Here is a 21296-nt window from a genome sequence, read left to right on the forward strand (position 1 = left end):
GCCAAAAACAAAACGGAGCGCATCGCGCTCCGTTTTTTTATGGCTGAGATGTATGAAAGGCTGAAACTCAGTCGTTCTCCAGCGCGGCGAGGCAATAAGAGAGGGTGCGCGCCAGGGCTCCCTGATTGCGCAGCACCACGGCGCGGGCCTGCTCGCCCATCTCGCGGCGGGTGCTCTCGTCGGCAAACAACTGGCTCACCTGCTCGCCCAGCTCGGCGGCATCGGCCACGATGGCGGCGCCCCCCTGAGCCACCAGCTGGCGAGTGATGTCGCTGAAGTTGAAGTAGGCAGGGCCGGTCAGGCAGGGCTTGCCGAGCGCTGCAGGCTCCAGCAGGTTGTGACCGCCGATCTTCACCAGACTGCCGCCGACGAAGGCCACATCGGCCGCCGCCAGCATCAGCGGCAGCTCACCCATGGTATCGCCGAGATAGACCTTATCCCCTGCACTCACCGCAGCACCATCAGTGCGCCGCACACAGCCATAAGGGGCGCACAGCTCGGCTACCCGATCGAACCGCTCGGGGTGGCGCGGCACCAGAATGAGCAGCGCCGCGGGATGGCGTTTGAGCAACAGATCGAAGGCGGCCAGTACCTGCTCATCCTCACCCTGATGGGTGCTGGCGGCAATCCAGACCGGCCGCTCGGCGCCCAGCTGCTGGCGCAGGGCGCGCCCTTTGGCCTGCACCTCATCACCAAACTGGATATCGAACTTGATGGAGCCGGTCACCGCCAGCCGCTCGCGGCCGATGCCGAGACGGACGAAGCGGTCGGCATCATCCTGATGCTGGCAGAGCAGATGGGTCAGCGGCCGGCTCAGGGCGTCGAAGGCGCCGTGGAAGCGGGCATAACGCTGGCAGGATCGCTCGGAGAGGCGGGCATTGATGATGGTCACCGGCAAGTGGCGCGCCTCACAGGCGGCCAGCCAGTTCGGCCACAGCTCGGTCTCCATCACCCAGAGCGCGCGCGGCTTGAAAGTGTCGAGAAAGGCGGCAATGGCCCAGGGGTAGTCGAGCGGCGCGTAGCGATGGATCACCAGATCCCCCAGCCTGGCAGCCTGATCGGCGCCGGTGCGGGTGGTGGTGGTGAGCAGGATCGGCAAATCGGGCCGCTCCGCCTTGAGGGCGCGAATGAGCGGCGTGATGGCCAGCGTCTCCCCCACGCTCACCGCATGGATCCAGAGCGGCGCCTCCTGTCCGGTGGCGGGCAGCCGCCCGAGATGCTCGGCCCAGCGCTTGCCAAAACCGGGCTTACCTTTCTTCGGCTTGTAGAGGGCCAGCAGCGCCAGCGGCAATCCCAGATGGATCAGCAGGTTGTAGAGCAGACGGTAGGGCATCTTACTGACTCTGCTCCAGCTTCTTGCAGGCATCGACCACCTGCTCCGGCGCCAGGTCGATCAGGCACTTGAGATGGCCGAACTTGCAGGTGCGCTTGAAGCAGGGGCGACACTCGATGTCGGTGTGAACGATCTCGACCCGATCCGCCAGCGGCGGGGTGTAGAGCGGCGAAGTGGAGCCATAGACGCCCACCAGCGGCCGGTTGAGGGCGGCGGCGATGTGCATCAGGCCGGAGTCGTTGGAGATGACCCGGCCGGCCAGCGCCATCAGATCGATCGCCTCGTGCAGGCTGGTCTTGCCCGCCAGCACGTGGCAGTTGGGGCGAGTCAGCAGGTTGACCCTATCCCGGATGGTGTTGGCCACCGGCACATCCTTGTTGGAGCCGAAGATCCACACCTGCCACCCCTCGTCCAGATGCTGCTGGGCCACCACGGCGTAGTGTCCCTCCGGCCAGCGCTTGGCCGGACCAAACTCGGCACCGGGGCAGAGCACCAGCACCGGGCGGGCACGATCCAACCCCAGTCGCTCCAGCGCCTTGCTCTGGTTGACCAGATCGACGTGCAGAGAGGGGTGCGGAATGGTCGGAATATCGGCCCGGCTCTTCATCTGCGCCTTGGGATAAGCGAGCGCCAGATAGCCCTCCACCATCAGCGGGAAGGCGGATTTGTTGCTGCGCATATCGTTGAGCAGGCCGAAGCGGTGCTCCCCTTTCCAGCCGGTACGCACCGGAATGCGGGCAAACCAGGGGATCAGCGCCGACTTCATGGAGTTGGGTTGAACGATGGCCTGATCGTACTTCTCGGCCGCCAGTTGTTTGCCGAGGCGGCGGCGCGCCACCAGCTTGAAGTCACCGTGGCCGAGGGGCATGGTGATCGCCTTGTCCACCTCCGGCATCCGCTCCAGCAGGGCGCAGCACCAGGCGGGGGCCATCACGTGCAGTTCGCTCTCGGGATGGTTGGCCTTGATCGCCTTGTAGAGACTCTGGGACATCACCATATCGCCGACCCAGGAGGGGCCGATCACCAATATTTTCATTACGCGTCTTCTCTCGGGTCTGGCCCGGCGGTTAATCATCACTGGGCGAGATTATGCCCCAAGAATGGTCGGATAAATAACAGAAGATCCTTGGCAGACGCTGCCGTCACCCCATTTTTCCAGCGGTGCCCCGCTTCCAACCGGACGAGACGAGACAGGCAAACAGCTGATAGAAACGGGCAATGGCGGCTCTCTCTTTGACCCGTTTTTCCGTTAGAATGGCCCATCAATACGCATTCGACCCGCCAGCCGGGCAATAACCGTGAGCCCCATTTCGTGAAAAAACCGACTCTGGCTGCCGTTCTGATCGTCAAGAATGAAGCCGACAACCTGCGCAAGTGCCTCGCCTCCCTCGACGGACTGGTGGACGAGATCGTCATTCTGGACTCCGGCAGTCAGGACGAGACCCCAGCCATTGCCGCCGAGTTTGGCGCACGCTTCTTCGTCAACGCCAAGTGGCCGGGCTTTGGCAAACAGCGCCGACTGGCCCAGTCCCACGTGCAGTCCGACTGGGTGCTGTGGCTGGATGCCGACGAGCGGCTCACCCCCGAGCTGAAAACCGCCATCGCCGAGGTGATGGCCAATCCGGCCAGCGATACCATCTACTCGATCCCGCGCCTCTCCTGGGTGTTTGGCCGCTTTATCCGCCACAGCGGCTGGTATCCGGATCGGGTGCTGCGCCTCTATCCAAAGGCGCTCACCAGCTACAACGAGGCGCTGGTGCACGAAAAGGTGGAAGTGCGGGCCAACATGAAGATCGTCAATATTCATGGCGACCTGCTCCACTTCACCTATCGGGATCTGGAGCACTATCTGGTGAAATCGGCCGGTTATGCCCGCGCCTGGGCCGATCAGCGCACCGCTCGCGGCAAGAAGGGCTCTCTCAGTCAGGGGCTGATCCACGCTGTCGGCTGCTTCCTCAAGATGTACCTGCTCAAAGCGGGCTTCCTCGACGGCAAGCAGGGGTTGCTGCTGGCGATCCTCTCCGCCCATTCCACCTTCGTCAAATACGCCGACCTCTGGGTGCGCCAGCAGCCGCAGCAGCCGGAATAACCGTCATACGAAACAGGGCCCCGCGGGGCCCTGTTTGCATTACTGCATACCTTACTTGCGCCAGAAAGGCGCCGCCCAGCGGGCCATCACCGGCACCATGGCCTTGGGATCGAGCTGGCTCATATCCTCAGGATGGTCGCTATCCTCCGGCGGGCTGAAGGCGAGGTGACGCCCTTCGCTGTTGAGGGGCTTCCAGCGCAGCGGAGTAGCGGAGCGGCGCATCGGGAAGAAGCCGATGGTCGGCACATCGAGCGCGCCAGCGATATGGAGCGGGCCAGTACTGCCTGCAACGAACAGGGCGGCGTTAGCCAGCACCTGACAGAACATCGGCAGACCATCGCTGGAGCGGTAGATCCAGCCGTTGCCGCCGTGGGCCAGCAACTCGGCCGCCAGCTGTTCGGCCATCTTCTCCTCACCCGGGCCTGCGGTCAGCACGCACTGCAGCTCGGGGCAGGCCTGATTGAGCTTGATGATGATGCGGGCATACTGCTCGATGGAGAGGTTGTTGGCCGAACCGCCGCTACCGGCATGCACCATCAGCCAGGGGCGGCTGGCATCGAGCTTGAGCTTGAGTGCCAGCTGTTCGCGCACCTGTCGCAGGGTCTCGTCATCGAACTGCAGGAAGGGGGTCTGGGGCTCCACCACGGCCACCTGCTGATCGGCCAGGAAGCGGCGGATCAGCTCCAGGTTGTACTCGGACTCCGGCTTCTGGGAGCGGGAACGGCGCTGCACCAGTCGCTGGTTGTAGAGCACCTGCGCCAGCTTGGTCGCCGGGGCCAGCCGGTAAGGGATATGTGCCTTCCACACCAGCATGGCGTTGCGGGAGTTGGAGAAGAGGCAGATGGACGCGTCGAACGCCGCCGCCTTGATCCGCGCCAGCAGCGCTCGCTGTTGCTCCTTGTCGGCCCGCACGCCCGGATCGATGATCACCTCGTCAATCCAGGGGCAGAGCCGGGCCAGCGGCGCCGTGTAGGCCGGAACCAGGGCAGTCACATGACACTCCATGGAGCCTTTTAGCATGGCGAAGCTAGGCCACGCCAGCATGAAGTCACCAATCTTGTCATTGCGAACGACCAGAATACGTTTCATAAAAAATCCCTTTGCTCCCTGTCACCAATGCAAGGAGGCTTGATGCGCGATGGCGTATTCTTGCCTGATGCACTGCTATTCTCAAGCGACGACCTTATAATGCGACCAAATTTCCAGGTTGCAGGACCGCAAAGATGACTACCAGGGTGATTTATCCCGGGACATTTGATCCCGTTACCAATGGCCACGCCGATCTCATCGGCCGCGCCGCCAAGCTGTTTGACGAGGTGGTGGTCGGGGTCGCCAACAGCCCGAGCAAGCGCCCGCTGTTCGATCTGGCAGAACGTGTCCAGCTTGTCCAGCAAGTGACCAGCACGCTTCCCAACGTCAAGGTGGTGGGCTTCTCCGGGCTACTGGTCGATTTTGCCAAAGAGCATCAGGCCAACGTGCTGATCCGCGGCCTGCGCGCCGTCTCCGACTTCGAGTACGAGTTCCAGCTGGCCAACATGAACCGCCGCCTGATGCCGGAGCTGGAGAGCGTCTTCCTCACCCCAGCCGAGGAGAACTCCTTTATCTCCTCCACCCTGGTGAAAGAGGTGGCGCTGCACGGTGGCGACATTCGTCAGTTTGTCGATCCCGTGGTGGCCCAGGCCATCGCAGCCAAACAGCAACAGCGCTAATTCCTCCCCTGATGGCAGATACAACAAGGGCTACCCACGGGTAGCCCTTGTTGTATCTGTCTCGTTATAGAGAGGTCAGCCTGCCCTGCCGGTTACTGACGGGCAAACCGCTCATTCATCTCCTGCACCAGCAGATCGAGCCACTCGTAGCGGCGCCGATACATGGCCCGCTTCTTGGAGGCGATCTCCTCCAACGGCTTGCGCGGCTGGGCTTGCAGAGCGACGAAGTTGGCATCCACATCCTGCGCGCCGAACTCCTGCCACAGCTCGTCGTAATCGGCCTGCAGGTTGGCTTTCTGCTTGCTGCTGTAGCGCTTGGCCTGAAACACGTGGGCCCGCTTGCGCACCGCCAGCACCTCCGCCGCCCCCATGCTCTGTGCCAGTTGCAGCACCAGCTGCACCAGCAGGGATTTGGGCCGTAGGCCGTGTCCCTCTTTGGTCAGCTCGCGCACCCGATCCTGGGCATTGTCGACCGCAGGCTCCGGCCCCTGCATGGAGCCGATCATCAGAATCAAACGATCCACGCTGCCCGCCAGCGAAAAGGCGCAGCTGTAGAGGCGCTGTCCCTCGCCGTTGACGATGGAGAGCGCCAGCTCGGCCTCGCGGCGGAAGGTGCCATCGTGACGCAACAGAATGCGGCAGCCGCTCTGGGGATAGTGCCCAAGTTCGATCCCCTCGCCCAGATAGAGGGGGTCGATCAGCTGCGGGTAGCACTCCAGCAGCAAACGGTAGTGATTTTCCAGCATCTCGGCCCGCTCACGGGCGCTGGCACAGGCGAAGCGATAGGGGCGCATCGGCTTGTCGAGCAGCTCGGGATAGACCGCTGGCAGCGCCTTGAGCGAGTCGCACTGAAACAGGCTGAAGACCCGGCTCAGCGACTTGCGATAGAGCAGGCTGCGCAGCACGAACTTGCCGCGATTGAAGGTTTTCCGGTCACATCCCTCGGGGTAGAGGAAGCGGGCCATGGATTTTGCGCAATAGCGCTCCTGCCGGGATAAATATTCCCAGTCTATTGATTTAACTGTCATTTTTATATTCTCAAACCGCCTGAACGGTCGGGATACTAGTGACAGCTGTGCAAATCTTCAACAGAGTGGAAATACGCTGTTACAACTTCCCCCGGATCGGGGCAAAAAGTGCGCTCAGCGCTGGCAATGACTGCAAAAAACCGTGGTGCGCTGGCCCATTCTTGTCTCGGTCAGCAGGGTGTGACAGTGGAAACAGGGCTGACCGCCACGGCCATAAACCTGCAACTGCTGCACGAAATAGCCCGGCTTGCCATCGGCGCTGGTGAAATCCTTGAGAGTAGTGCCGCCCTGGCGAATCGCCTCGGCCAACACCCGCTTGATCTCGGCCACCAGGGTTCCCAGCCGCTCGGCACTGATATTGCCCGCCGCCCGTTTGGGGTGAATGCCGGCAGCATAGAGCGCCTCGTTGGCGTAGATGTTGCCCACCCCGACCACCACCTGATTGTCCATCAGGAACTGTTTGATGGCGGTGCTGCGTCCCTTGGCGCGCTCACGCAGGTAATCAGCACTGAAGGCATCGGTGAGCGGCTCGGGCCCCAGCTTGGCGAGCAGCGCATGAGCTTCGGCCGGTTCGCGAGTCCAGAGCAGGGCGCCGAAACGGCGCGGATCGTTGAGCCGCAGCAGCTTGCCATTCTCCAGCTCGATATCCACGTGGTCGTGCTTCTCGGCTGGCGTGCCGATATCCAGCACCCGCAGGCTGCCGGACATCCCCAGATGAAGGATGGCGGTGCCGAAATCGGTCTCCAGCAGCAGGTATTTGGCACGGCGACGCACCCGATGGATGGTGAGGTCCACCAGCTCCTGAATCTCACCGGGGATCGGCCAGCGCAGGCGGCCATCCCGCACCACCATACGCGTCACCTTGATACCGGTTAGCCAGGGGGAGATCCCCTGCCGGCTGACTTCTACTTCTGGCAATTCGGGCATGGGCACCTCGCAAGGAAAAGGAACTCAGGGAGCAGGACGCAGCAGATCGCGATACTGCTCGGCAGTGAGGGCGAGCCAGAGACCGGAGGGCAGCTGAGCGCCATATTGGCCGCTGTTCTGATAGAGGCCGATCTCGACCGGATCGTTCTGGCCGGCAATCCACACCTTGATGGTCACCGGGGTACCGCGCACCACCTCGCCGGGGGGCAGCAACCAGCTCTGCCAGCGTGCCAGACGGGCATCCAGCTGAGCAGTGTCGAGCCCCAGATCCGGCATGCTGCGCCAGCCCTGACCGATCCGCTCAATCTGCCAGCTCGGTCCCTGCCAAGTGAGCACCACAGACGCATCCGGCAGCAAGGGGCGAGCCCGCTTGGCGCTGTTCTCCTGCTGGGCAGTCTCCATACGATGCAACAGGGTGATCACGATCAGCACCACCACAATGATCACGTTATTCCAGCCTTTGCGGCTCAATTTGAACATGGCAAGCCTCCCTTTGAACCGGCAGTGTACTGAATTCGGCGCATAAAAAAACCCGGCACGAAGCCGGGTTTTTGGGAATGCAGCATCAAGTAATTACTTGATTTTGCCTTCCTTGTAGATCACATGCTGACGAACAACGGGATCAAACTTTTTGATCTCCATTTTTTCGGGCATGGTGCGCTTGTTTTTGGTAGTGGTATAGAAGTGACCAGTACCGGCGCTGGAGTTCAGGCGAATTTTCTCGCGAATACCTTTAGCCATGATCTAATTCCTTATACCTTAACACCGCTGGCGCGCAGTTCAGCCAGAACCACTTCAACGCCACGCTTGTCGATGATACGCATGCCTTTTGCGGATACGCGCAGGCTTACGAAGCGTTTTTCACTCTCAACCCAGAAACGGTGAGTGTGCAGGTTCGGCAGGAAACGACGCTTGGTGGCGTTGTTAGCGTGCGAACGGTTGTTACCAACTGCCGGGCGCTTGCCGGTTACTTGGCATACTCTAGACATGTCAGTCTCTCCAAATCTTACTTCATTGCTCGAGCAAATATCTGCCCCGCTGGCCTTCGATTGCGGGGCAAACAGAAGGCGGCATTTTATACAGCATCCGTGATCAAAGATCAACTAATACGGTGCCAGAGCACAGTTATAGCCAACCGCGCTCGGCAAAAGAAACCGTGATGCCATCACCGATCACCAAGTGATCCAGCACTCTGATATCGATCAGGGCCAAAGCGGCCGTGATCCGATCCGTGATCTGGCGGTCGGCCCTACTGGGCTCGGCGACGCCGGACGGGTGATTATGCGCCAGAATCACCGCGGCTGCATTATGTTTGAGCGCGATCTGCACGATTTCTCTTGGCCAGACGCTCGCCGAGTCGATGGTGCCGAAAAAAAGCTCAACAAATTGAATGACTCTGTGCTGATTGTCGAGCAACAGCAGGGCAAACACCTCGCGTGGCCGATCCCGCAGCTGGGCCTGCAGATAGTCGCGGGTCAGCTGGGGTGAAGTGAGGGCATCGCCCCGTTGCAGCTGCTCGGCCAGATGGCGTCTGGCCATCTCCAGCACCGCCTGCAACTGGGCATATTTGGCCGGGCCAAGGCCGTGCGCCTCGCAGAATGCCCGTTGATCCGCCCCCAGCAAACTGCGTAAAGAGCCGAATTGATTCAATAGATTACGTGAAATATCCACTGCACTCAGGCCATTGACGCCAGTGCGCAGAAAGATGGCGAGCAGCTCGGCATCGGAGAGCGCCGCAGGCCCCTGACGCAGCAACTTCTCTCTGGGGCGTTCATCTTCCGGCCACTCTTTGATGCTCATTTGTCTCTCCCTCATCCCTGTTGAGAAAAAACATAGCAAAAAATTGCGCGCGCCCGACCACACCCCTTGATGCCAACCCCTGTCGTCATCCATTGCCTGTGGTATCTTAGCCGACCAGTCAAAGTGAGCCGGATAGAGAAACAGCAGATGAGATTGGCCGATAAACGCATCCTGTTGGGTGTCAGCGGCGGGATCGCCGCCTACAAGAGTGCCGAGCTGGTACGCCGCCTGAAAGATCAGGGCGCCGAAGTGCGGGTGGTTATGACCCGCTCCGCCAAGGAGTTCATCACCCCGCTGACCCTGCAGGCGGTCTCCGGTCATCCGGTGGCCTACAGCCTGCTGGACCCCTCTGCCGAAGCGGGCATGGGCCATATCGAGCTGGCCAAGTGGGCCGATCTGGTACTGATCTCCCCCGCCAGCGCCAACCTGATGGCGCGGATGGCTGCAGGCATGGCCGACGAACTGCTGACCACCCTCTGTCTGGCCACTCCGGCGCCCATCGCGCTGGCACCAGCAATGAACCAGCAGATGTATCTCAACGCTGCGACCCAGGCCAACCTCAAGACCCTGGCCAGCCGCGGCATTCTGCTGTGGGGGCCGGATGCCGGCAGCCAGGCCTGTGGCGATGTGGGCCCGGGCCGGATGCTGGATCCCCTCGAACTGGTGGATCGCTGCTGCCAGCAACTGGCCGCCGAGCCCTTGCTGGCGGGCGTCAGGCTGCTGCTGACCGCAGGCCCGACCCGCGAGGCGCTGGACCCGGTGCGCTACATCAGCAACCACAGCTCCGGCAAGATGGGCTTTGCCATCGCCCGCGCTGCCCGTGAAGCGGGCGCCCAGGTGACGCTGGTGAGCGGCCCGGTGGCACTGGCCACTCCGGCAGGCGTCACCCGCGTCAATGTCGAGAGCGCCGAGCAGATGCATCAGGCGGTGATGAGCCGGGTGGGAGAATGCGATCTCTTCATCGGTTGCGCCGCGGTGGCCGACTACCGCCCCGAGCAGGTCGCCAGCCAGAAGATCAAGAAGAGCGGTGACAACGATCAGATGGTGGTGAAGCTGGTGAAAAACCCCGACATCATCGCGGCCGTCGGCGCCCTTTCAGACAAACCCTTCACTGTCGGATTTGCCGCCGAAACCGTGGATGTGGAACAATACGCCCTCGATAAATTGCAGCGTAAGCGGTTGGACATGATCGCCGCCAACGATGTATCCCGCGAGGGGCAAGGCTTCAACGCCGATGACAACGCCCTGACCGTGTTCTGGCAAGGGGGCCAGGCGCCTCTGCCGCTGGCCGACAAGCTGACGCTGGCCCGTCATCTGGTTGCCCTGATTGCACGCCACTACCGGCACTGAGCGTCCCGAAAGAACAAGACTCACGGCGCCCCGCCTTGCCAAGAGGGGCGCCAATACAAGATCCAACTGAAAAAGCGATTCATGACTACACAAATTGAACTGAAGATTCTGGATGCCCGTATCGGTACCGAGTACCCGCTGCCCGCCTACGCTACTCCCGGCTCTGCCGGCATGGACCTGCGCGCTCTGCTGGATGCGCCGCTGACTCTGGCTCCGGGCGATACCACTCTGGTACCGACCGGTCTGGCTATCCACATCCAGGATCCGGGTCTGTGTGCCACCATTCTGCCCCGCTCCGGTCTCGGCCATAAGCACGGCATCGTGCTGGGCAACCTGGTCGGTCTCATCGATTCCGACTATCAGGGTCAGCTGATGGTCTCGGTCTGGAACCGCGGCAAGGATGAGTTCACCATGCAACCCGGCGAGCGCATCGCCCAGCTGGTGATCATGCCGGTAGTTCAGGCCAGCTTCCAATTGGTCGATGAGTTCAACCAGAGCGAACGGGGTGAAGGCGGTTTTGGTTCTTCTGGTCGCCAATAACAGACCACACCAGCCTGATGGGCGGTGCCTAATAACAGAATCAAGCCATTGTTTTTTTTAGGGGAATCCATGGCAAGCAGTAATCAGAAACAGAGTCGGCGCGATCAGATCCTGCAAGCGCTCGCCCATATGCTGGAAACCAGTCCGGGTCAGCGCATCACCACGGCCCGTCTGGCTGCCGAGGTCGGCGTCTCTGAAGCAGCCCTCTATCGACATTTTCCCAGCAAGGCGCGGATGTTCGAGGGGCTGATCGACTTTATCGAGGATTCCCTGCTGTCACGGGTCAATCTGATCATGGCGGAAGAGAAGGACACCATGGCGCGCTGTCACCATATCCTGCAGCTGCTGCTGGTGTTCGCCGAGCGCAATCCCGGCATCACCCGTATCCTCAACGGCGACGCCCTGCTGGGTGAGCACGATCGGCTGCGGGATCGCATCAGCATCCTGTTTGACAAGCTGGAGACCCAGATCAAGCAGGTGCTGCGCGAGAAGCGGCTGCGCGAGGGTCAAGGCTTCCAGCTCGACGAGACTATGCTGGCCAATCTGCTGCTGGCCTACACCGAAGGCCGTATCAGCCAGTTCGTGCGCTCCGAGTTCAAGCTCAAGCCGACCGCCGGTTTCGAAGATCAGTGGCAATTTATCCGCAGCCAACTGCTGCAGAGCTGATGGTTTTTTCGCGTCATTCAGCAAAAAGAAGGGAGGCTTTGGCCTCCCTTCTTTTTTGTGTCAGGTTTTTATGGCAGAAAAGAAGTACCAGATGCGACCCGTACTGTCGCGCTGCGGTGTTAGATTTATCCACCATAAACCTTTTAGAACCTGACAGGACATCCTATGGAACCCGAAATCATTACCGAAGCGCAGACCTGGCTGGTCAATAATCAGGGACTGCTGATCGAATACGGCGTCAATATCGCCGCCGCCCTGCTGACCATGCTGGTCGGCTATATCGCAGCCAATCTGCTCAGCGGTGGCGTGGTAAAAGTGATGCAGGCGCGCAAGCTGGACACCACAGTCACTCACTTCGTCGGCAGCATCCTCAAATACGCCATTCTGGTGTTCGTGGTGATCGCCGCGCTGGGCCGTGTCGGGGTGCAGACCGCCTCCTTCGTCGCCATTATCGGTGCCGCCGGTCTGGCCATCGGTCTGGCGCTGCAAGGCTCGCTCTCCAACTTCGCTGCCGGCTTCCTGCTGATCATCTTCCGCCCCATCAAGGCGGGCGAGTTTATCGAAGTGGCAGGCACCGCGGGTGTGGTGCAGTCCGTTCAGCTCTTTACCACTACCCTCACCTCAGGTGACAACAAGATGGTGGTAGTACCGAACTCCGCCATCCTCAACGGCACCATCGTCAACTACTCGCGTATGGATACCCGCCGCGTCGACATGACCTTCGGTATCGGCTACGGCTCCGACCTGCGCAAGGCCAAGCAGATCCTCGAACGTCTGGTAAGCGAAGAGCCGCGCATCCTGAAAGATCCGGCAGCCACCATCGCCGTTGCCGCGCTGGCCGACTCCTCGGTCAATATCGTGGTGCGCCCGTGGGTCAAGACCGCTGACTACTGGGGGGTCTGGTTCGACTTCCACGAGAAGGTGAAACTGACTTTTGATGCCGAAGGCATCGAGATCCCCTTCCCGCAGATGGTGATGCACATGCAAAAACCGCAGGCGTGATCGCGGTTCTGCTGCAACAGACAATGCCAGCCTTCGGGCTGGCATTGTCGTTTCTGGCCCCAGCCCATGGCCATGTCGATGCATAACCACGTCAACCGGATGAAAACAATTTCAGGCTATCGGGGTGGCCCCAATCATGAGCAAGCGCAAGATCCGCCTTGCTTTCGTGACACATAATCCCAATGTTCTGGTTGTATGCTCCCGACAGTGACCCATTGCGGTAAAAGACAATCGGTAAAAATCTGTTACACGGGCCGCCCGATCGGCTCGCTATAATGCTCGGATAATAAGGTTTGGCGGGACCTTGCCTGCAAGGTTCAAACACAACTTGGCATTTCAGGAATCCTATGAAAAATATCAATCCAACCCAAACCCAGGCCTGGCAGGCACTGGAAGCCCACTTTGCAGCAAACAAAGAGACACGACTCAAGGATCTGTTCGCGCAGGACCCGAAGCGCTTTGACAAGTTTTCCCTTACCTTCGGCGGCGACATCCTGGTTGATTACTCGAAGAACCTGATCACCGAAGAAACCCTCAAGTTGCTGGTTGATCTGGCCAAAGAGACCGATCTTCGCAGCGCGATCGATGCCATGTTCAATGGCGACAAGATCAACATGACCGAAGGCCGCTCCGTACTGCACGTGGCCCTGCGCAACCGCTCCGACCGCCCCATCGAGTGCGACGGCAAGGATGTGATGCCGGAAGTGAACGCCGTACTGGCCAAGATGAAAGGCTTCTGCGAGAAAATCATCTCCGGCGAGTGGAAAGGCTACACCGGCAAGGCGATCCAGCACGTGGTCAACATCGGTATCGGTGGCTCTGATCTGGGTCCGGTGATGATCACCGAGGCTCTGCGTCCCTACAAAAACCACCTGCAGATGCACTTCGTCTCCAACGTCGATGGCACCCACATCGCCGAGACCCTGAAGAAGATCGATCCGGAAACCACCCTGTTCCTAGTGGCCTCCAAGACCTTCACCACCCAGGAGACCATGACCAACGCCCTGACCGCCCGCGACTGGTTCATCAACATCGCCGGTGACAAGGCCCACGTTGCCAAGCACTTCGCAGCCCTCTCCACCAACGGCAAGGCCGTGGCCGAGTTCGGCATCGACACCAACAACATGTTCGAGTTCTGGGACTGGGTTGGCGGCCGCTACTCCTCCTGGTCTGCCATCGGCATGCCCATCGCCCTGTCTGTCGGTTTCGAGAACTTCGAAGCCCTGCTGCAAGGCGCTTTCGAGATGGACATGCACTTCGCTACTGCCTCCTATGAGCAGAACGTGCCGGTACTGCTGGCGCTGATCGGCCTGTGGTACAACAACTTCTACGGTGCCGAGTCCGAAGCCATTCTGCCGTACGATCAGTACATGCACCGCTTCCCTGCCTACTTCCAGCAGGGCAACATGGAATCCAACGGCAAGTACGTGGATCGCAACGGCAAGCCGGTTGACTACCAGACTGGCCCCATCATCTGGGGTGAGCCGGGCACCAATGGCCAGCACGCCTTCTACCAGCTGATCCATCAAGGCACCAAGCTGATCCCCTGTGACTTCCTGGCGCCGGCCATCAGCCACAACCCGATCGGTGACCACCATCCGAAACTGCTGGCCAACTTCTTCGCCCAGACCGAGGCACTGGCCTTCGGCAAGAGCAAGGAACAGGTTGAAGCCGAGTTCCTGGCTGCTGGCAAAACGCTGGAACAGGTCAAGGATCTGGTGCCGTTCAAGGTGTTCGAAGGCAACCGCCCGACCAACTCCATCCTGTTCAAGAGCCTGACCCCGAAAACCCTGGGTGCCCTGATCGCCATGTACGAGCACAAGATCTTCGTACAGGGCGCAATCTGGAACATCTTCAGCTTCGACCAGTGGGGCGTGGAGCTGGGCAAACAGCTGGCCAACAAGATCCTGCCGGAGCTGGGCAACAACGAGGCTGTCACCAGCCACGACTGCTCCACCAACGGTCTGATCAACACCTGGAAAGCGTGGAAAGCCTGATTTATCGGGCCTTTCTGAATGCAAAAGCCCCGCTCGATGAGCGGGGCTTTTTTATGACTGTCAGGCTGATTTTTCTGGCTGGCCGGTCGGGTGTCCAGTCCGACCGGCGACGGGGATCGTCATCCCCGCCCCTTCATCATCCAGCTCGATGCAGGCTTAACCGCCAACAGCGATGCGTTTCATATCCTTCATGTAGCCGCGCAGTACCTGACCGATTTTTTCGATCGGGTGGTTGCGAGTCGCTTCGTTGGCCGCCAGCAGCGCCAGGTTATCCACGCTCTGCCCTTCCGCCTTGCTGGCACCCAGATCGCCCGCTTTCAGGGTCGGCATGAAGTGCTCGCGCAGCAACGGCACAGCGGCGTTGGCGAACAGGTAGTTACCGTACTCAGCGGTGTCGGAAATAACCACATTCATCTCGTACAGGCGCTTGCGGGCAACGGTGTTGGCGATCAGCGGCAGCTCGTGCAGGGATTCGTAGTAGGCAGACTCCTCGTAGATACCGGAAGCCACCATGGTCTCGAACGCCAGCTCGACACCCGCCTTGACCATGGCCACCATCACAACGCCATTGTCGAAGTACTCCTGCTCGGCAATCTTGCCAGCGAACGCCGGGGCGTTTTCGAAGGCGGACTTGCCGGTCTCTTCGCGCCAGCCGAACAGCTTGGCATCGTCTTCGGCCCAGTCGGCCATCATGCCGCGGGAGAACTCACCGGCGATGATGTCGTCCATATGCTTCTCGAACAGCGGGCGCATCAGGGTCTTGAGCTGCTCGGAGAGCTCGAAAGCGCGCAGCTTGGCGGGGTTGGAGAGGCGGTCCATCATCAGGCTGATACCACCCTGTTTCAGGGCTTCGGTGATGGTCTCCCAGCCGAACTGGATCAGCTTGCCGGCGTAGGCCGGGTCTGTGCCTTCGGCAACCAGCTTGTCGTAGCAGAGCAGGGAACCGGCTTGCAGCATGCCGCAGAGGATGGTCTGCTCGCCCATCAGGTCAGATTTCACTTCCGCCACGAAGGAGGACTCCAGCACCCCGGCACGGTCGCCGCCGGTGGCAGAGGCCCACGCCTTGGCGATGGCCATACCTTCGCCTTTCGGGTCATTTTCCGGGTGAACGGCGATCAGGGTCGGTACACCAAAGCCACGCTTGTACTCTTCGCGCACTTCGGTACCCGGGCACTTCGGCGCCACCATCACGACGGTGATGTCGGCGCGGATCTGCTGACCCTCTTCCACCACGTTGAAGCCGTGGGAGTAGCCCAGCGCGGCGCCCTGCTTCATCAGCGGCATCACGGTTTTCACCACGTCGGAGTGCTGTTTGTCCGGAGTCAGGTTCAGCACCAGATCGGCGGTCGGGATCAGCTCTTCATAGGTGCCGACCGCGAAGCCGTTGTCGGTGGCTTTCTGCCAGGAGGCGCGCTTCTCGGTGATGGCGGCCTTGCGCAGGGCGTAGGAGATATCCAGCCCGGAGTCGCGCATGTTCAGACCCTGGTTCAGACCCTGGGCACCACAGCCCACAATCACCACCTTCTTGCCCTTCAGCACGTTGCAGCCGTCCGCGAACTCTTCGCGCTGCATGAAACGACACTTGCCCAGCTGAGCCAACTGCTGACGCAGGTTCAAGGTGTTGAAATAGTTAGCCATGGTGATTGCTCCGTTCGATTGATTCCATGCCGGATAGCGGCGTTGTCTGAACCACTATAGCGCGGGACACTTATTGCCTGAACTGATATATTCGAAACAGTACGTTGCAATAAATGAAACGATCACCCTTCATAATTGCCTGCTGAATGTACCGCGAGATGGCAGAAACAAGCCGCCAACCGCTGGATATCGGGCACACCAGCCGCGCCAGGAGCTGAAAGATGGACCTTCGCAATCTCGAGCTGTTTCTCCACCTCGCCGACTCCCTCCACTTCGGCAAGAGTGCCGATGCCATGGCGGTCAGCCCTTCCACCCTGAGTCGCGCCATCCAGCGACTGGAGCAGGAGACCGGCTGCATCCTGTTCGAACGGGACAACCGCTCGGTACGGCTCACCCCCGCCGGCGAGAAGCTGCGCGAATTCGGCGGCGGCCTGTTGCAGGAGTGGCGTCAGCTCAAGCAGGAGCTCAAACGCAGCGATGAACCGCTGCAAGGTCGTCTGCGGGTCTTCTGTTCGGTCACCGCCAGTTACTTTCTGCTACCCGAGGTACTGGAGCGCTTTCGCCGCCGCTACCCCCAGCTGGAGATCAAGCTGGAGACCGGTGACCCGGCGCTGGCGGTGGACAAGATCCTGGCCGACGAGGCTGATCTCGCCATCGCCGCTCGCCCCGATGCCCTGCCCGCTAAGCTGGAGTTCGCCAGCCTGCAGCTGGTGCCGCTGGTCTTTATCGCACCGCGCAACGCCCCGCAACTGAACCAGTGGTTCCGTCAAGGCGAGCCGGATTGGGAGCAGCTGCCAGTCATCCTCTCCGAGCAGGGGCTGGCCCGCAAACGCAGCGATCAGTGGTTTCGCAACAAGGGGATCGCCCCCAACATCTATGCCGAAGTGGCGGGTAACGAGGGGATCGTCGCCATGGTGGCGCTCGGCTGTGGCGTGGGACTGGTGCCGGCGGCGGTGATCGACCACAGCCCGCTCGGTGACAAGGTGCGGATCATCGACCTCAAGCCCGCTTTCAAGCCATTTGATGTGGGGATCGGGGTGCTCAAGAAGCGACTGGAAGAGCCGCTGATCCGCGCCTTCTGGGATACCGCGCAGAACCAGAACTCACTGCGTTGAGACGGGCTGGTAGATGAGCGTCGGGTCGGCCATCATCTTGCGACTCGACAACGGCAGATCAGGATTGTTCAGCTCGAGGCGCACCCGCTCATCCAGTTTCAACCGCCGAATGGTGCTGCCAAATCCCTCTTCAAAGACCCGGTCAAAAGCACCAGACTGCCGCGCCCGCAGCAGGCCAAGCTCGATGCGCTGGGCCAGCTCCGGATATTTTGGCGAGACAAAGAAGAGCAGCGCCAGCGGATAGCGAAACACCAGACGGGGCTCGATGGCGAGATCGGGATGCTGCCTTAGCTCATCCTCGACCTCGATGACCGAGCGCAGGAAGCAGTCAAAGCGCTTCTTGCGCAGCATGTTGAAGAGCGCCTCATAAAGATTGCCCACCGTTACCTTGAGGCCGTTGGCCCGCAGCAACTGGGTGTCTGGCCAGGATCTGTGCTGACCGATGGAGAGCCCGGCGCGATGCCAGTCTGCCAACGACTCGATCGCGGCAAAACGCCCTTCATCCCCCTGCCGAACCAGACACACTCGCCATCCCAGCAGCCCCTTGGCCAGCGGAATGTGGATTGCCAGCAACTCCCGCTCTCGCTCACCATCGGGCGCAAAGACACCGATCTGAACCAGCTCGCCGCTACGCAGCTCCTTCACCGCCCGCCCCTGCTCCATCTGCGGGCTGGATACCAGCTGATAGGGGCCATATTCGGGCACGGTGAGATCGAGAGAGAGGCGCAACAACTGGATGACGGCGGGGTTGGGGTGATCCAGCAGCAGATTCCAGGCGCGGATAGGCTGCTCGGTTGCCGATACGCCAACCGTCCACAGTGCCATGCACCACCACCAGACTCTGATCATCCTGTGCACCATCCGTGCCTCGTGCTCCTCGCCATACTATAACGCCAGCCAGCGTCTCAACGGCGCCCTCTCTGAAAGATGTGTGAGCGCTCTCGTGTCAAATCTCGTGTCAAAAGTGACAATAGGCAAACCCGGCAGGTCATAGCAGACTGGACGTTCATCAACAAACGCCAAGGCGCAGGGAGGAGAGCCATGAAACAGCATCTGGTAGAGATCAAGGGTTCAACCCTGTTTGACGAGTATCTGCAGAGCATGGGCGTGCCCAGCACGGCGCACGATCGGGAGCAGGATATCTATCTGCAGGAACGCCACCTGGGAGCCATTCGCCGGGTGCAGGGCGAACTGCGCTTTTATCTGCGTGCCAATGCCCTCAACAAACGGTGATCAGGATCCGGTCACAGAACCCGCAGCAAAGGCGTATTAGACTGGTATCTTCCCCCTTTCGACGGGAGTGCCCATGAAAGCAAGCGGTCTGGATCGGCTGTTCAAACCCCACTCAATCGCCGTGATCGGCGCCTCGACCGACCCGCTCAAGGCGGGTCATGTGATCGTGCGCCACCTGCTGGCAGGCCAGTTCAAAGGGCCCATCCTCCCCGTCACCCCGCGCAACAAGTCCATCGCCGGCGTGCTGGCCTATCCCGATATCGCCAGCCTGCCGCTGACCCCGGATCTCGCCATCATCTGCACCAGGCGGGAGCGAGTCTTGCCGTTGCTGGAAGCGCTCGGCCAGAAGGGGGCGGGCACAGCCATCATACTGGCCGCCGACTTTTCTCCCGAAGAGCGGCTGGAGCTGAAACGGGTCTGCCAGCAATATGGCATTCGCCTGCTCGGCCCCAACAGCATGGGGATGCTGCTGCCCGGCCAGGGGATTAACGCCAGCTTTTCACCCATTGCCGCCAAGCCTGGGCAGGTCGCCTTTCTGTCGCAATCCGCCGCCGTCAGCACCACCATTCTGGATTGGGCCAAGCAGCATGAGCTGGGCTTCTCCGCCTTCATCTCCCTAGGTGATCACTGCGACATCGACTTCGGCCAGCTACTGGATCAGCTCTCCCGCGACAGCGTCACCCGCGCCATTTTGATCTACATGGACAAGTTGCACGACGCCCGCCACTTTCTCTCGGCGGCGCGGGCCGCCTCGCGCAACAAGCCGATCCTGGTACTGAAAAGCGGACGCCATGATCCGGCCCACGGTCTCGACAATGTTTATGACGCCGCTATCCGCCGTGCCGGTATGCTGCGGGTACGAGATACCCACGAGCTGTTTGCCGCGGTGGAAACCCTCAGCCACTCCATGACCCTCAAGGGAGAGCGGCTTGCCATCATCTCCAACGGTCGCGGGCTGGCCAATATGGCGGTAGATGTGCTGCTGGAGAGGGGCGGCAAGCTGGCTTGCCCACCGCTCGATATCGGCAGCGATGCCACCATCACCACCTATCAGGAGGCGCTAGACAGCGTGTTGCAGGAAGATGGCATCGACGCCATCCTGATCATCCACGCCCCCTCGCTCACGGCACCGAGCGCGCCGCTGGCCAGTCATCTTATCACCCATCTGAAACAGCATCCCAGAGCGCGCCGTTTCAATATCCTCACCAACTGGGCGGGCGAATACTCGGCGCAGGAGGGGCGCAAACTCTTTACCGAAGCGGGCATCCCGACCTACCGCACGCCGGAAAGCGCCATGGCCGCCTTCATGCACATGGTGGAATACCGCCGCAACCAGAAGCAGTTGATGGAGACACCGGCGTCACTACATGGCAACCAGCTCAATGTCGAGCTGTGCCAGCAGCTGATCCGCCAAGCGCAGGAGCGCAAGCAGCTGAGACTGGATACACATCTCGTTCACCCCATTTTGCAAGCCGCAGGTCTCTCGACCCTACCAACCTGGATCGTCACCGACGCCATCGAGGCGACCCTCACCGCCGAGCAGATCGGCTACCCGGTGGCGGTAAAACTGCGCTCGCCCGATATCCTGCACAAGTCTGCCGTGCACGGCGTGGTGCTCAATCTGCGCACCTCGGCCGAAGTGGCGCAAGCCGCAGATGCCATTCTGGACAGGGTCAAACAGCATGATCCGGGCGCCCGTATCGAAGGGCTGCTGGTACAGCGCATGGCTCGCCGCAGCGGCGGCCTCGAACTGCGGGTACGCATCCAGCAAGACGCCATCTTTGGCCCCGTCATTCTGCTGGGTGAGTCGGGTGCGGAACCGCAGGAGATGGTGGCTGCCTTGCCACCGCTCAATCAGGCGCTGGCCCGTTACCAGATCATCGGTGCACTCAAGAGCCGCAAAATCCGCGAACAGGCCACGCCGGAACGACTGGATATCGATGCCTTGGGCCAAGTGCTTTGCCAGCTCTCCGAACTATTGCTCGACTTTCCGGAAATTCAGGAGCTGGATCTACACCCGCTACAAGCGTGCGGTGCCGAAATGGTGGTGCTGGATGCCAGCCTCACGCTGGCTGACCCCGCCCTCCCGGCCAGCAACCGACTGGCTATCCGCCCCTATCCTACCGAACTGGAGGAGGGTGCCTGGCTTAAAGATCAGCACCATATCCTGCTGCGCCCGATCCGGCCGGAAGATGAGCCTGCTCACAAGCAGTTCGTACTGCAAGTCTCCGATGAAGACAGGTACAAACGCTTCTTTGCCGATGTGGGCGAACTGGGCCATGAAGAGCTGGCTCGTATGACCCAGATCGATTACGACCGGGAGATGGCATTCGTTGCTGTAGGTCAAGATGGCGAGCTGCAGGATCAGATCCTCGGCGTGGTGCGCGCTATCTCGACCCCGGACCTGAGCGATGCCGAGTTTGCCATTCTGGTGCGATCGGACTTGAAAGGGGTGGGCCTCGGCAAATTGATGATGGAGAAGATCATCCGTTACGCCAAAGAGCAAGGGATTGGCCAGCTATCCGGCATGACCATGCCCAGCAATCGTGGCATGGTCAACCTCGCCAAACGGCTTGGCTTCAAGATCGACGTGCAAATGGAAGAGGGAGTGGTCAATATGGAACTGCTCTGTAGCCAGCAAGCGACAGAAACCTGATTTAACCGCCTGAAGAGGCGTCCAAGCGGACGCAAATGAGGCTATCAAGGCTCTGATATAGCCAGAAAATGGTGAGCAGAACAGGCTTTTTAGTTCTCTTCCGGCAGGTAAAAGCCAAGTATTGGCTATTCAACACTCTAAAAGCACCATAGCCCAGTCGTCAGACTGGGCTATGTGTTGGCTCCGGTGAGCAACCATCGGGGGAAGTTCGCA

General features: G+C 60.6%; 21 protein-coding genes. 10 read left to right on the plus strand and 11 right to left on the minus strand.

Annotation, left to right across the window (positions count from 1 at the left end):
* Nucleotides 1-67: 67 nt before the first annotated feature.
* Both waaA and waaF read right to left on the minus strand, forming a co-directional pair.
* On the minus strand, nucleotides 68-1333 hold the full coding sequence (gene waaA, locus LRL22_RS19450; protein WP_270906154.1) for a lipid IV(A) 3-deoxy-D-manno-octulosonic acid transferase: 1266 nt from the start codon (nucleotides 1331-1333) through the stop codon (nucleotides 68-70).
* Between the two features lies 1 nt (nucleotide 1334).
* The gene (waaF, locus tag LRL22_RS19455; RefSeq protein ID WP_270906155.1) at nucleotides 1335-2369 is read right to left on the minus strand and encodes a lipopolysaccharide heptosyltransferase II; all 1035 of its coding nucleotides are present in this window, start codon (nucleotides 2367-2369) and stop codon (nucleotides 1335-1337) included.
* Between the two features lie 276 nt (nucleotides 2370-2645).
* Between waaF and LRL22_RS19460 the strand changes: the two genes are divergently transcribed.
* Nucleotides 2646-3422 (plus strand): glycosyltransferase family 2 protein, encoded by a 777-nt coding sequence (locus LRL22_RS19460; protein ID WP_005357395.1) that lies wholly within the window; start codon nucleotides 2646-2648, stop codon nucleotides 3420-3422.
* 51 nt (nucleotides 3423-3473) lie between these two features.
* On the opposite strand, the gene LRL22_RS19465 is transcribed toward LRL22_RS19460, so the two are convergent.
* Nucleotides 3474-4511, minus strand: coding sequence for a glycosyltransferase family 9 protein (locus LRL22_RS19465; protein ID WP_216979848.1), 1038 nt, complete (start codon nucleotides 4509-4511; stop codon nucleotides 3474-3476).
* Nucleotides 4512-4645: 134 nt separating this feature from the next.
* Here LRL22_RS19465 and coaD point away from each other — a divergent pair, with 134 nt between their 5' ends.
* Nucleotides 4646-5131, plus strand: a complete 486-nt coding sequence (coaD, locus tag LRL22_RS19470; protein WP_111901322.1) for a pantetheine-phosphate adenylyltransferase — start codon at nucleotides 4646-4648, stop codon at nucleotides 5129-5131.
* A 92-nt stretch (nucleotides 5132-5223) separates the two neighbouring features.
* On the opposite strand, the gene LRL22_RS19475 is transcribed toward coaD, so the two are convergent.
* From LRL22_RS19475 to radC, 6 genes are all read right to left on the minus strand, one after another.
* Nucleotides 5224-6096, minus strand: coding sequence for a VirK/YbjX family protein (locus LRL22_RS19475; RefSeq protein ID WP_216951668.1), 873 nt, complete (start codon nucleotides 6094-6096; stop codon nucleotides 5224-5226).
* A gap of 177 nt (nucleotides 6097-6273) precedes the next feature.
* On the minus strand, nucleotides 6274-7086 hold the full coding sequence (gene mutM / locus LRL22_RS19480) for a bifunctional DNA-formamidopyrimidine glycosylase/DNA-(apurinic or apyrimidinic site) lyase (RefSeq protein ID WP_270906156.1): 813 nt from the start codon (nucleotides 7084-7086) through the stop codon (nucleotides 6274-6276).
* 24 nt (nucleotides 7087-7110) lie between these two features.
* Nucleotides 7111-7566 carry a hypothetical protein gene (locus LRL22_RS19485; RefSeq protein WP_120415864.1) on the minus strand — a complete coding sequence of 152 codons (456 nt, stop codon included), beginning with the start codon at nucleotides 7564-7566 and terminating at the stop codon, nucleotides 7111-7113.
* A gap of 93 nt (nucleotides 7567-7659) precedes the next feature.
* On the minus strand, nucleotides 7660-7827 hold the full coding sequence (rpmG, locus tag LRL22_RS19490) for a 50S ribosomal protein L33 (RefSeq protein WP_005307500.1): 168 nt from the start codon (nucleotides 7825-7827) through the stop codon (nucleotides 7660-7662).
* An 11-nt stretch (nucleotides 7828-7838) separates the two neighbouring features.
* Nucleotides 7839-8075: a 50S ribosomal protein L28 gene (gene rpmB / locus LRL22_RS19495; RefSeq protein WP_005307492.1), complete on the minus strand. Its 237-nt coding sequence runs from the start codon at nucleotides 8073-8075 to the stop codon at nucleotides 7839-7841.
* A gap of 136 nt (nucleotides 8076-8211) precedes the next feature.
* On the minus strand, nucleotides 8212-8886 hold the full coding sequence (radC, locus tag LRL22_RS19500; RefSeq protein WP_270906157.1) for a RadC family protein: 675 nt from the start codon (nucleotides 8884-8886) through the stop codon (nucleotides 8212-8214).
* A 147-nt stretch (nucleotides 8887-9033) separates the two neighbouring features.
* Between radC and coaBC the strand changes: the two genes are divergently transcribed.
* From coaBC to pgi, 5 genes are all read left to right on the plus strand, one after another.
* Nucleotides 9034-10236, plus strand: a complete 1203-nt coding sequence (coaBC, locus tag LRL22_RS19505) for a bifunctional phosphopantothenoylcysteine decarboxylase/phosphopantothenate--cysteine ligase CoaBC (protein WP_270906158.1) — start codon at nucleotides 9034-9036, stop codon at nucleotides 10234-10236.
* Nucleotides 10237-10317: 81 nt separating this feature from the next.
* Entirely contained in the window at nucleotides 10318-10776 is a 459-nt protein-coding gene (dut, locus tag LRL22_RS19510; protein ID WP_005339498.1) for a dUTP diphosphatase, read from the plus strand.
* Nucleotides 10777-10845: 69 nt separating this feature from the next.
* On the plus strand, nucleotides 10846-11442 hold the full coding sequence (gene slmA / locus LRL22_RS19515) for a nucleoid occlusion factor SlmA (RefSeq protein ID WP_005339495.1): 597 nt from the start codon (nucleotides 10846-10848) through the stop codon (nucleotides 11440-11442).
* Nucleotides 11443-11607: 165 nt separating this feature from the next.
* The gene (locus LRL22_RS19520) at nucleotides 11608-12444 is read left to right on the plus strand and encodes a mechanosensitive ion channel domain-containing protein (RefSeq protein WP_270906159.1); all 837 of its coding nucleotides are present in this window, start codon (nucleotides 11608-11610) and stop codon (nucleotides 12442-12444) included.
* A gap of 347 nt (nucleotides 12445-12791) precedes the next feature.
* Complete coding sequence (pgi, locus tag LRL22_RS19525; RefSeq protein ID WP_270906160.1) at nucleotides 12792-14441, plus strand: glucose-6-phosphate isomerase; 1650 nt, start codon at nucleotides 12792-12794, stop codon at nucleotides 14439-14441.
* Nucleotides 14442-14597: 156 nt separating this feature from the next.
* On the opposite strand, the gene ilvC is transcribed toward pgi, so the two are convergent.
* Nucleotides 14598-16079, minus strand: coding sequence for a ketol-acid reductoisomerase (gene ilvC / locus LRL22_RS19530; RefSeq protein WP_011704175.1), 1482 nt, complete (start codon nucleotides 16077-16079; stop codon nucleotides 14598-14600).
* Between the two features lie 221 nt (nucleotides 16080-16300).
* Here ilvC and ilvY point away from each other — a divergent pair, with 221 nt between their 5' ends.
* Entirely contained in the window at nucleotides 16301-17194 is an 894-nt protein-coding gene (gene ilvY / locus LRL22_RS19535; RefSeq protein ID WP_005339488.1) for an HTH-type transcriptional activator IlvY, read from the plus strand.
* Here the strand turns inward: ilvY and LRL22_RS19540 are convergent.
* Nucleotides 17183-18043: a hypothetical protein gene (locus LRL22_RS19540; protein ID WP_270906161.1), complete on the minus strand. Its 861-nt coding sequence runs from the start codon at nucleotides 18041-18043 to the stop codon at nucleotides 17183-17185. The two genes, ilvY and LRL22_RS19540, sit on opposite strands and share 12 nt — an antisense overlap.
* Before the next feature lie 192 nt (nucleotides 18044-18235).
* Between LRL22_RS19540 and LRL22_RS19545 the strand changes: the two genes are divergently transcribed.
* Nucleotides 18236-18427: a hypothetical protein gene (locus LRL22_RS19545; RefSeq protein ID WP_270906162.1), complete on the plus strand. Its 192-nt coding sequence runs from the start codon at nucleotides 18236-18238 to the stop codon at nucleotides 18425-18427.
* A 73-nt stretch (nucleotides 18428-18500) separates the two neighbouring features.
* A complete protein-coding gene (locus LRL22_RS19550; protein ID WP_270906163.1) occupies nucleotides 18501-21083 on the plus strand; it encodes a bifunctional acetate--CoA ligase family protein/GNAT family N-acetyltransferase in 2583 nt (860 codons plus the stop codon).
* Nucleotides 21084-21296: the final 213 nt, after the last annotated feature.

Source organism: Aeromonas sp. PI_26 (assembly GCF_027854445.1).
Classification (GTDB): Bacteria; Pseudomonadota; Gammaproteobacteria; order Enterobacterales; family Aeromonadaceae; genus Aeromonas; species Aeromonas veronii.

Coding starts and splice junctions, on each gene's coding strand:
- rpmB (WP_005307492.1), bottom strand. CDS start 8,075: ATGTCTAGAGTATGCCAAGTAACCGGCAAGCGCCCGGCAGTTGGTAAC.
- LRL22_RS19540 (WP_270906161.1), bottom strand. CDS start 18,043: ATGATCAGAGTCTGGTGGTGGTGCATGGCACTGTGGACGGTTGGCGTA.
- rpmG (WP_005307500.1), bottom strand. CDS start 7,827: ATGGCTAAAGGTATTCGCGAGAAAATTCGCCTGAACTCCAGCGCCGGT.
- LRL22_RS19475 (WP_216951668.1), bottom strand. CDS start 6,096: ATGGCCCGCTTCCTCTACCCCGAGGGATGTGACCGGAAAACCTTCAAT.
- mutM (WP_270906156.1), bottom strand. CDS start 7,086: ATGCCCGAATTGCCAGAAGTAGAAGTCAGCCGGCAGGGGATCTCCCCC.
- LRL22_RS19465 (WP_216979848.1), bottom strand. CDS start 4,511: ATGAAACGTATTCTGGTCGTTCGCAATGACAAGATTGGTGACTTCATG.
- LRL22_RS19520 (WP_270906159.1), top strand. CDS start 11,608: ATGGAACCCGAAATCATTACCGAAGCGCAGACCTGGCTGGTCAATAAT.
- pgi (WP_270906160.1), top strand. CDS start 12,792: ATGAAAAATATCAATCCAACCCAAACCCAGGCCTGGCAGGCACTGGAA.
- coaD (WP_111901322.1), top strand. CDS start 4,646: ATGACTACCAGGGTGATTTATCCCGGGACATTTGATCCCGTTACCAAT.
- ilvY (WP_005339488.1), top strand. CDS start 16,301: ATGGACCTTCGCAATCTCGAGCTGTTTCTCCACCTCGCCGACTCCCTC.
- dut (WP_005339498.1), top strand. CDS start 10,318: ATGACTACACAAATTGAACTGAAGATTCTGGATGCCCGTATCGGTACC.
- LRL22_RS19545 (WP_270906162.1), top strand. CDS start 18,236: ATGAAACAGCATCTGGTAGAGATCAAGGGTTCAACCCTGTTTGACGAG.
- slmA (WP_005339495.1), top strand. CDS start 10,846: ATGGCAAGCAGTAATCAGAAACAGAGTCGGCGCGATCAGATCCTGCAA.
- coaBC (WP_270906158.1), top strand. CDS start 9,034: ATGAGATTGGCCGATAAACGCATCCTGTTGGGTGTCAGCGGCGGGATC.
- LRL22_RS19485 (WP_120415864.1), bottom strand. CDS start 7,566: ATGTTCAAATTGAGCCGCAAAGGCTGGAATAACGTGATCATTGTGGTG.
- radC (WP_270906157.1), bottom strand. CDS start 8,886: ATGAGCATCAAAGAGTGGCCGGAAGATGAACGCCCCAGAGAGAAGTTG.
- waaA (WP_270906154.1), bottom strand. CDS start 1,333: ATGCCCTACCGTCTGCTCTACAACCTGCTGATCCATCTGGGATTGCCG.
- LRL22_RS19550 (WP_270906163.1), top strand. CDS start 18,501: ATGAAAGCAAGCGGTCTGGATCGGCTGTTCAAACCCCACTCAATCGCC.
- waaF (WP_270906155.1), bottom strand. CDS start 2,369: ATGAAAATATTGGTGATCGGCCCCTCCTGGGTCGGCGATATGGTGATG.
- ilvC (WP_011704175.1), bottom strand. CDS start 16,079: ATGGCTAACTATTTCAACACCTTGAACCTGCGTCAGCAGTTGGCTCAG.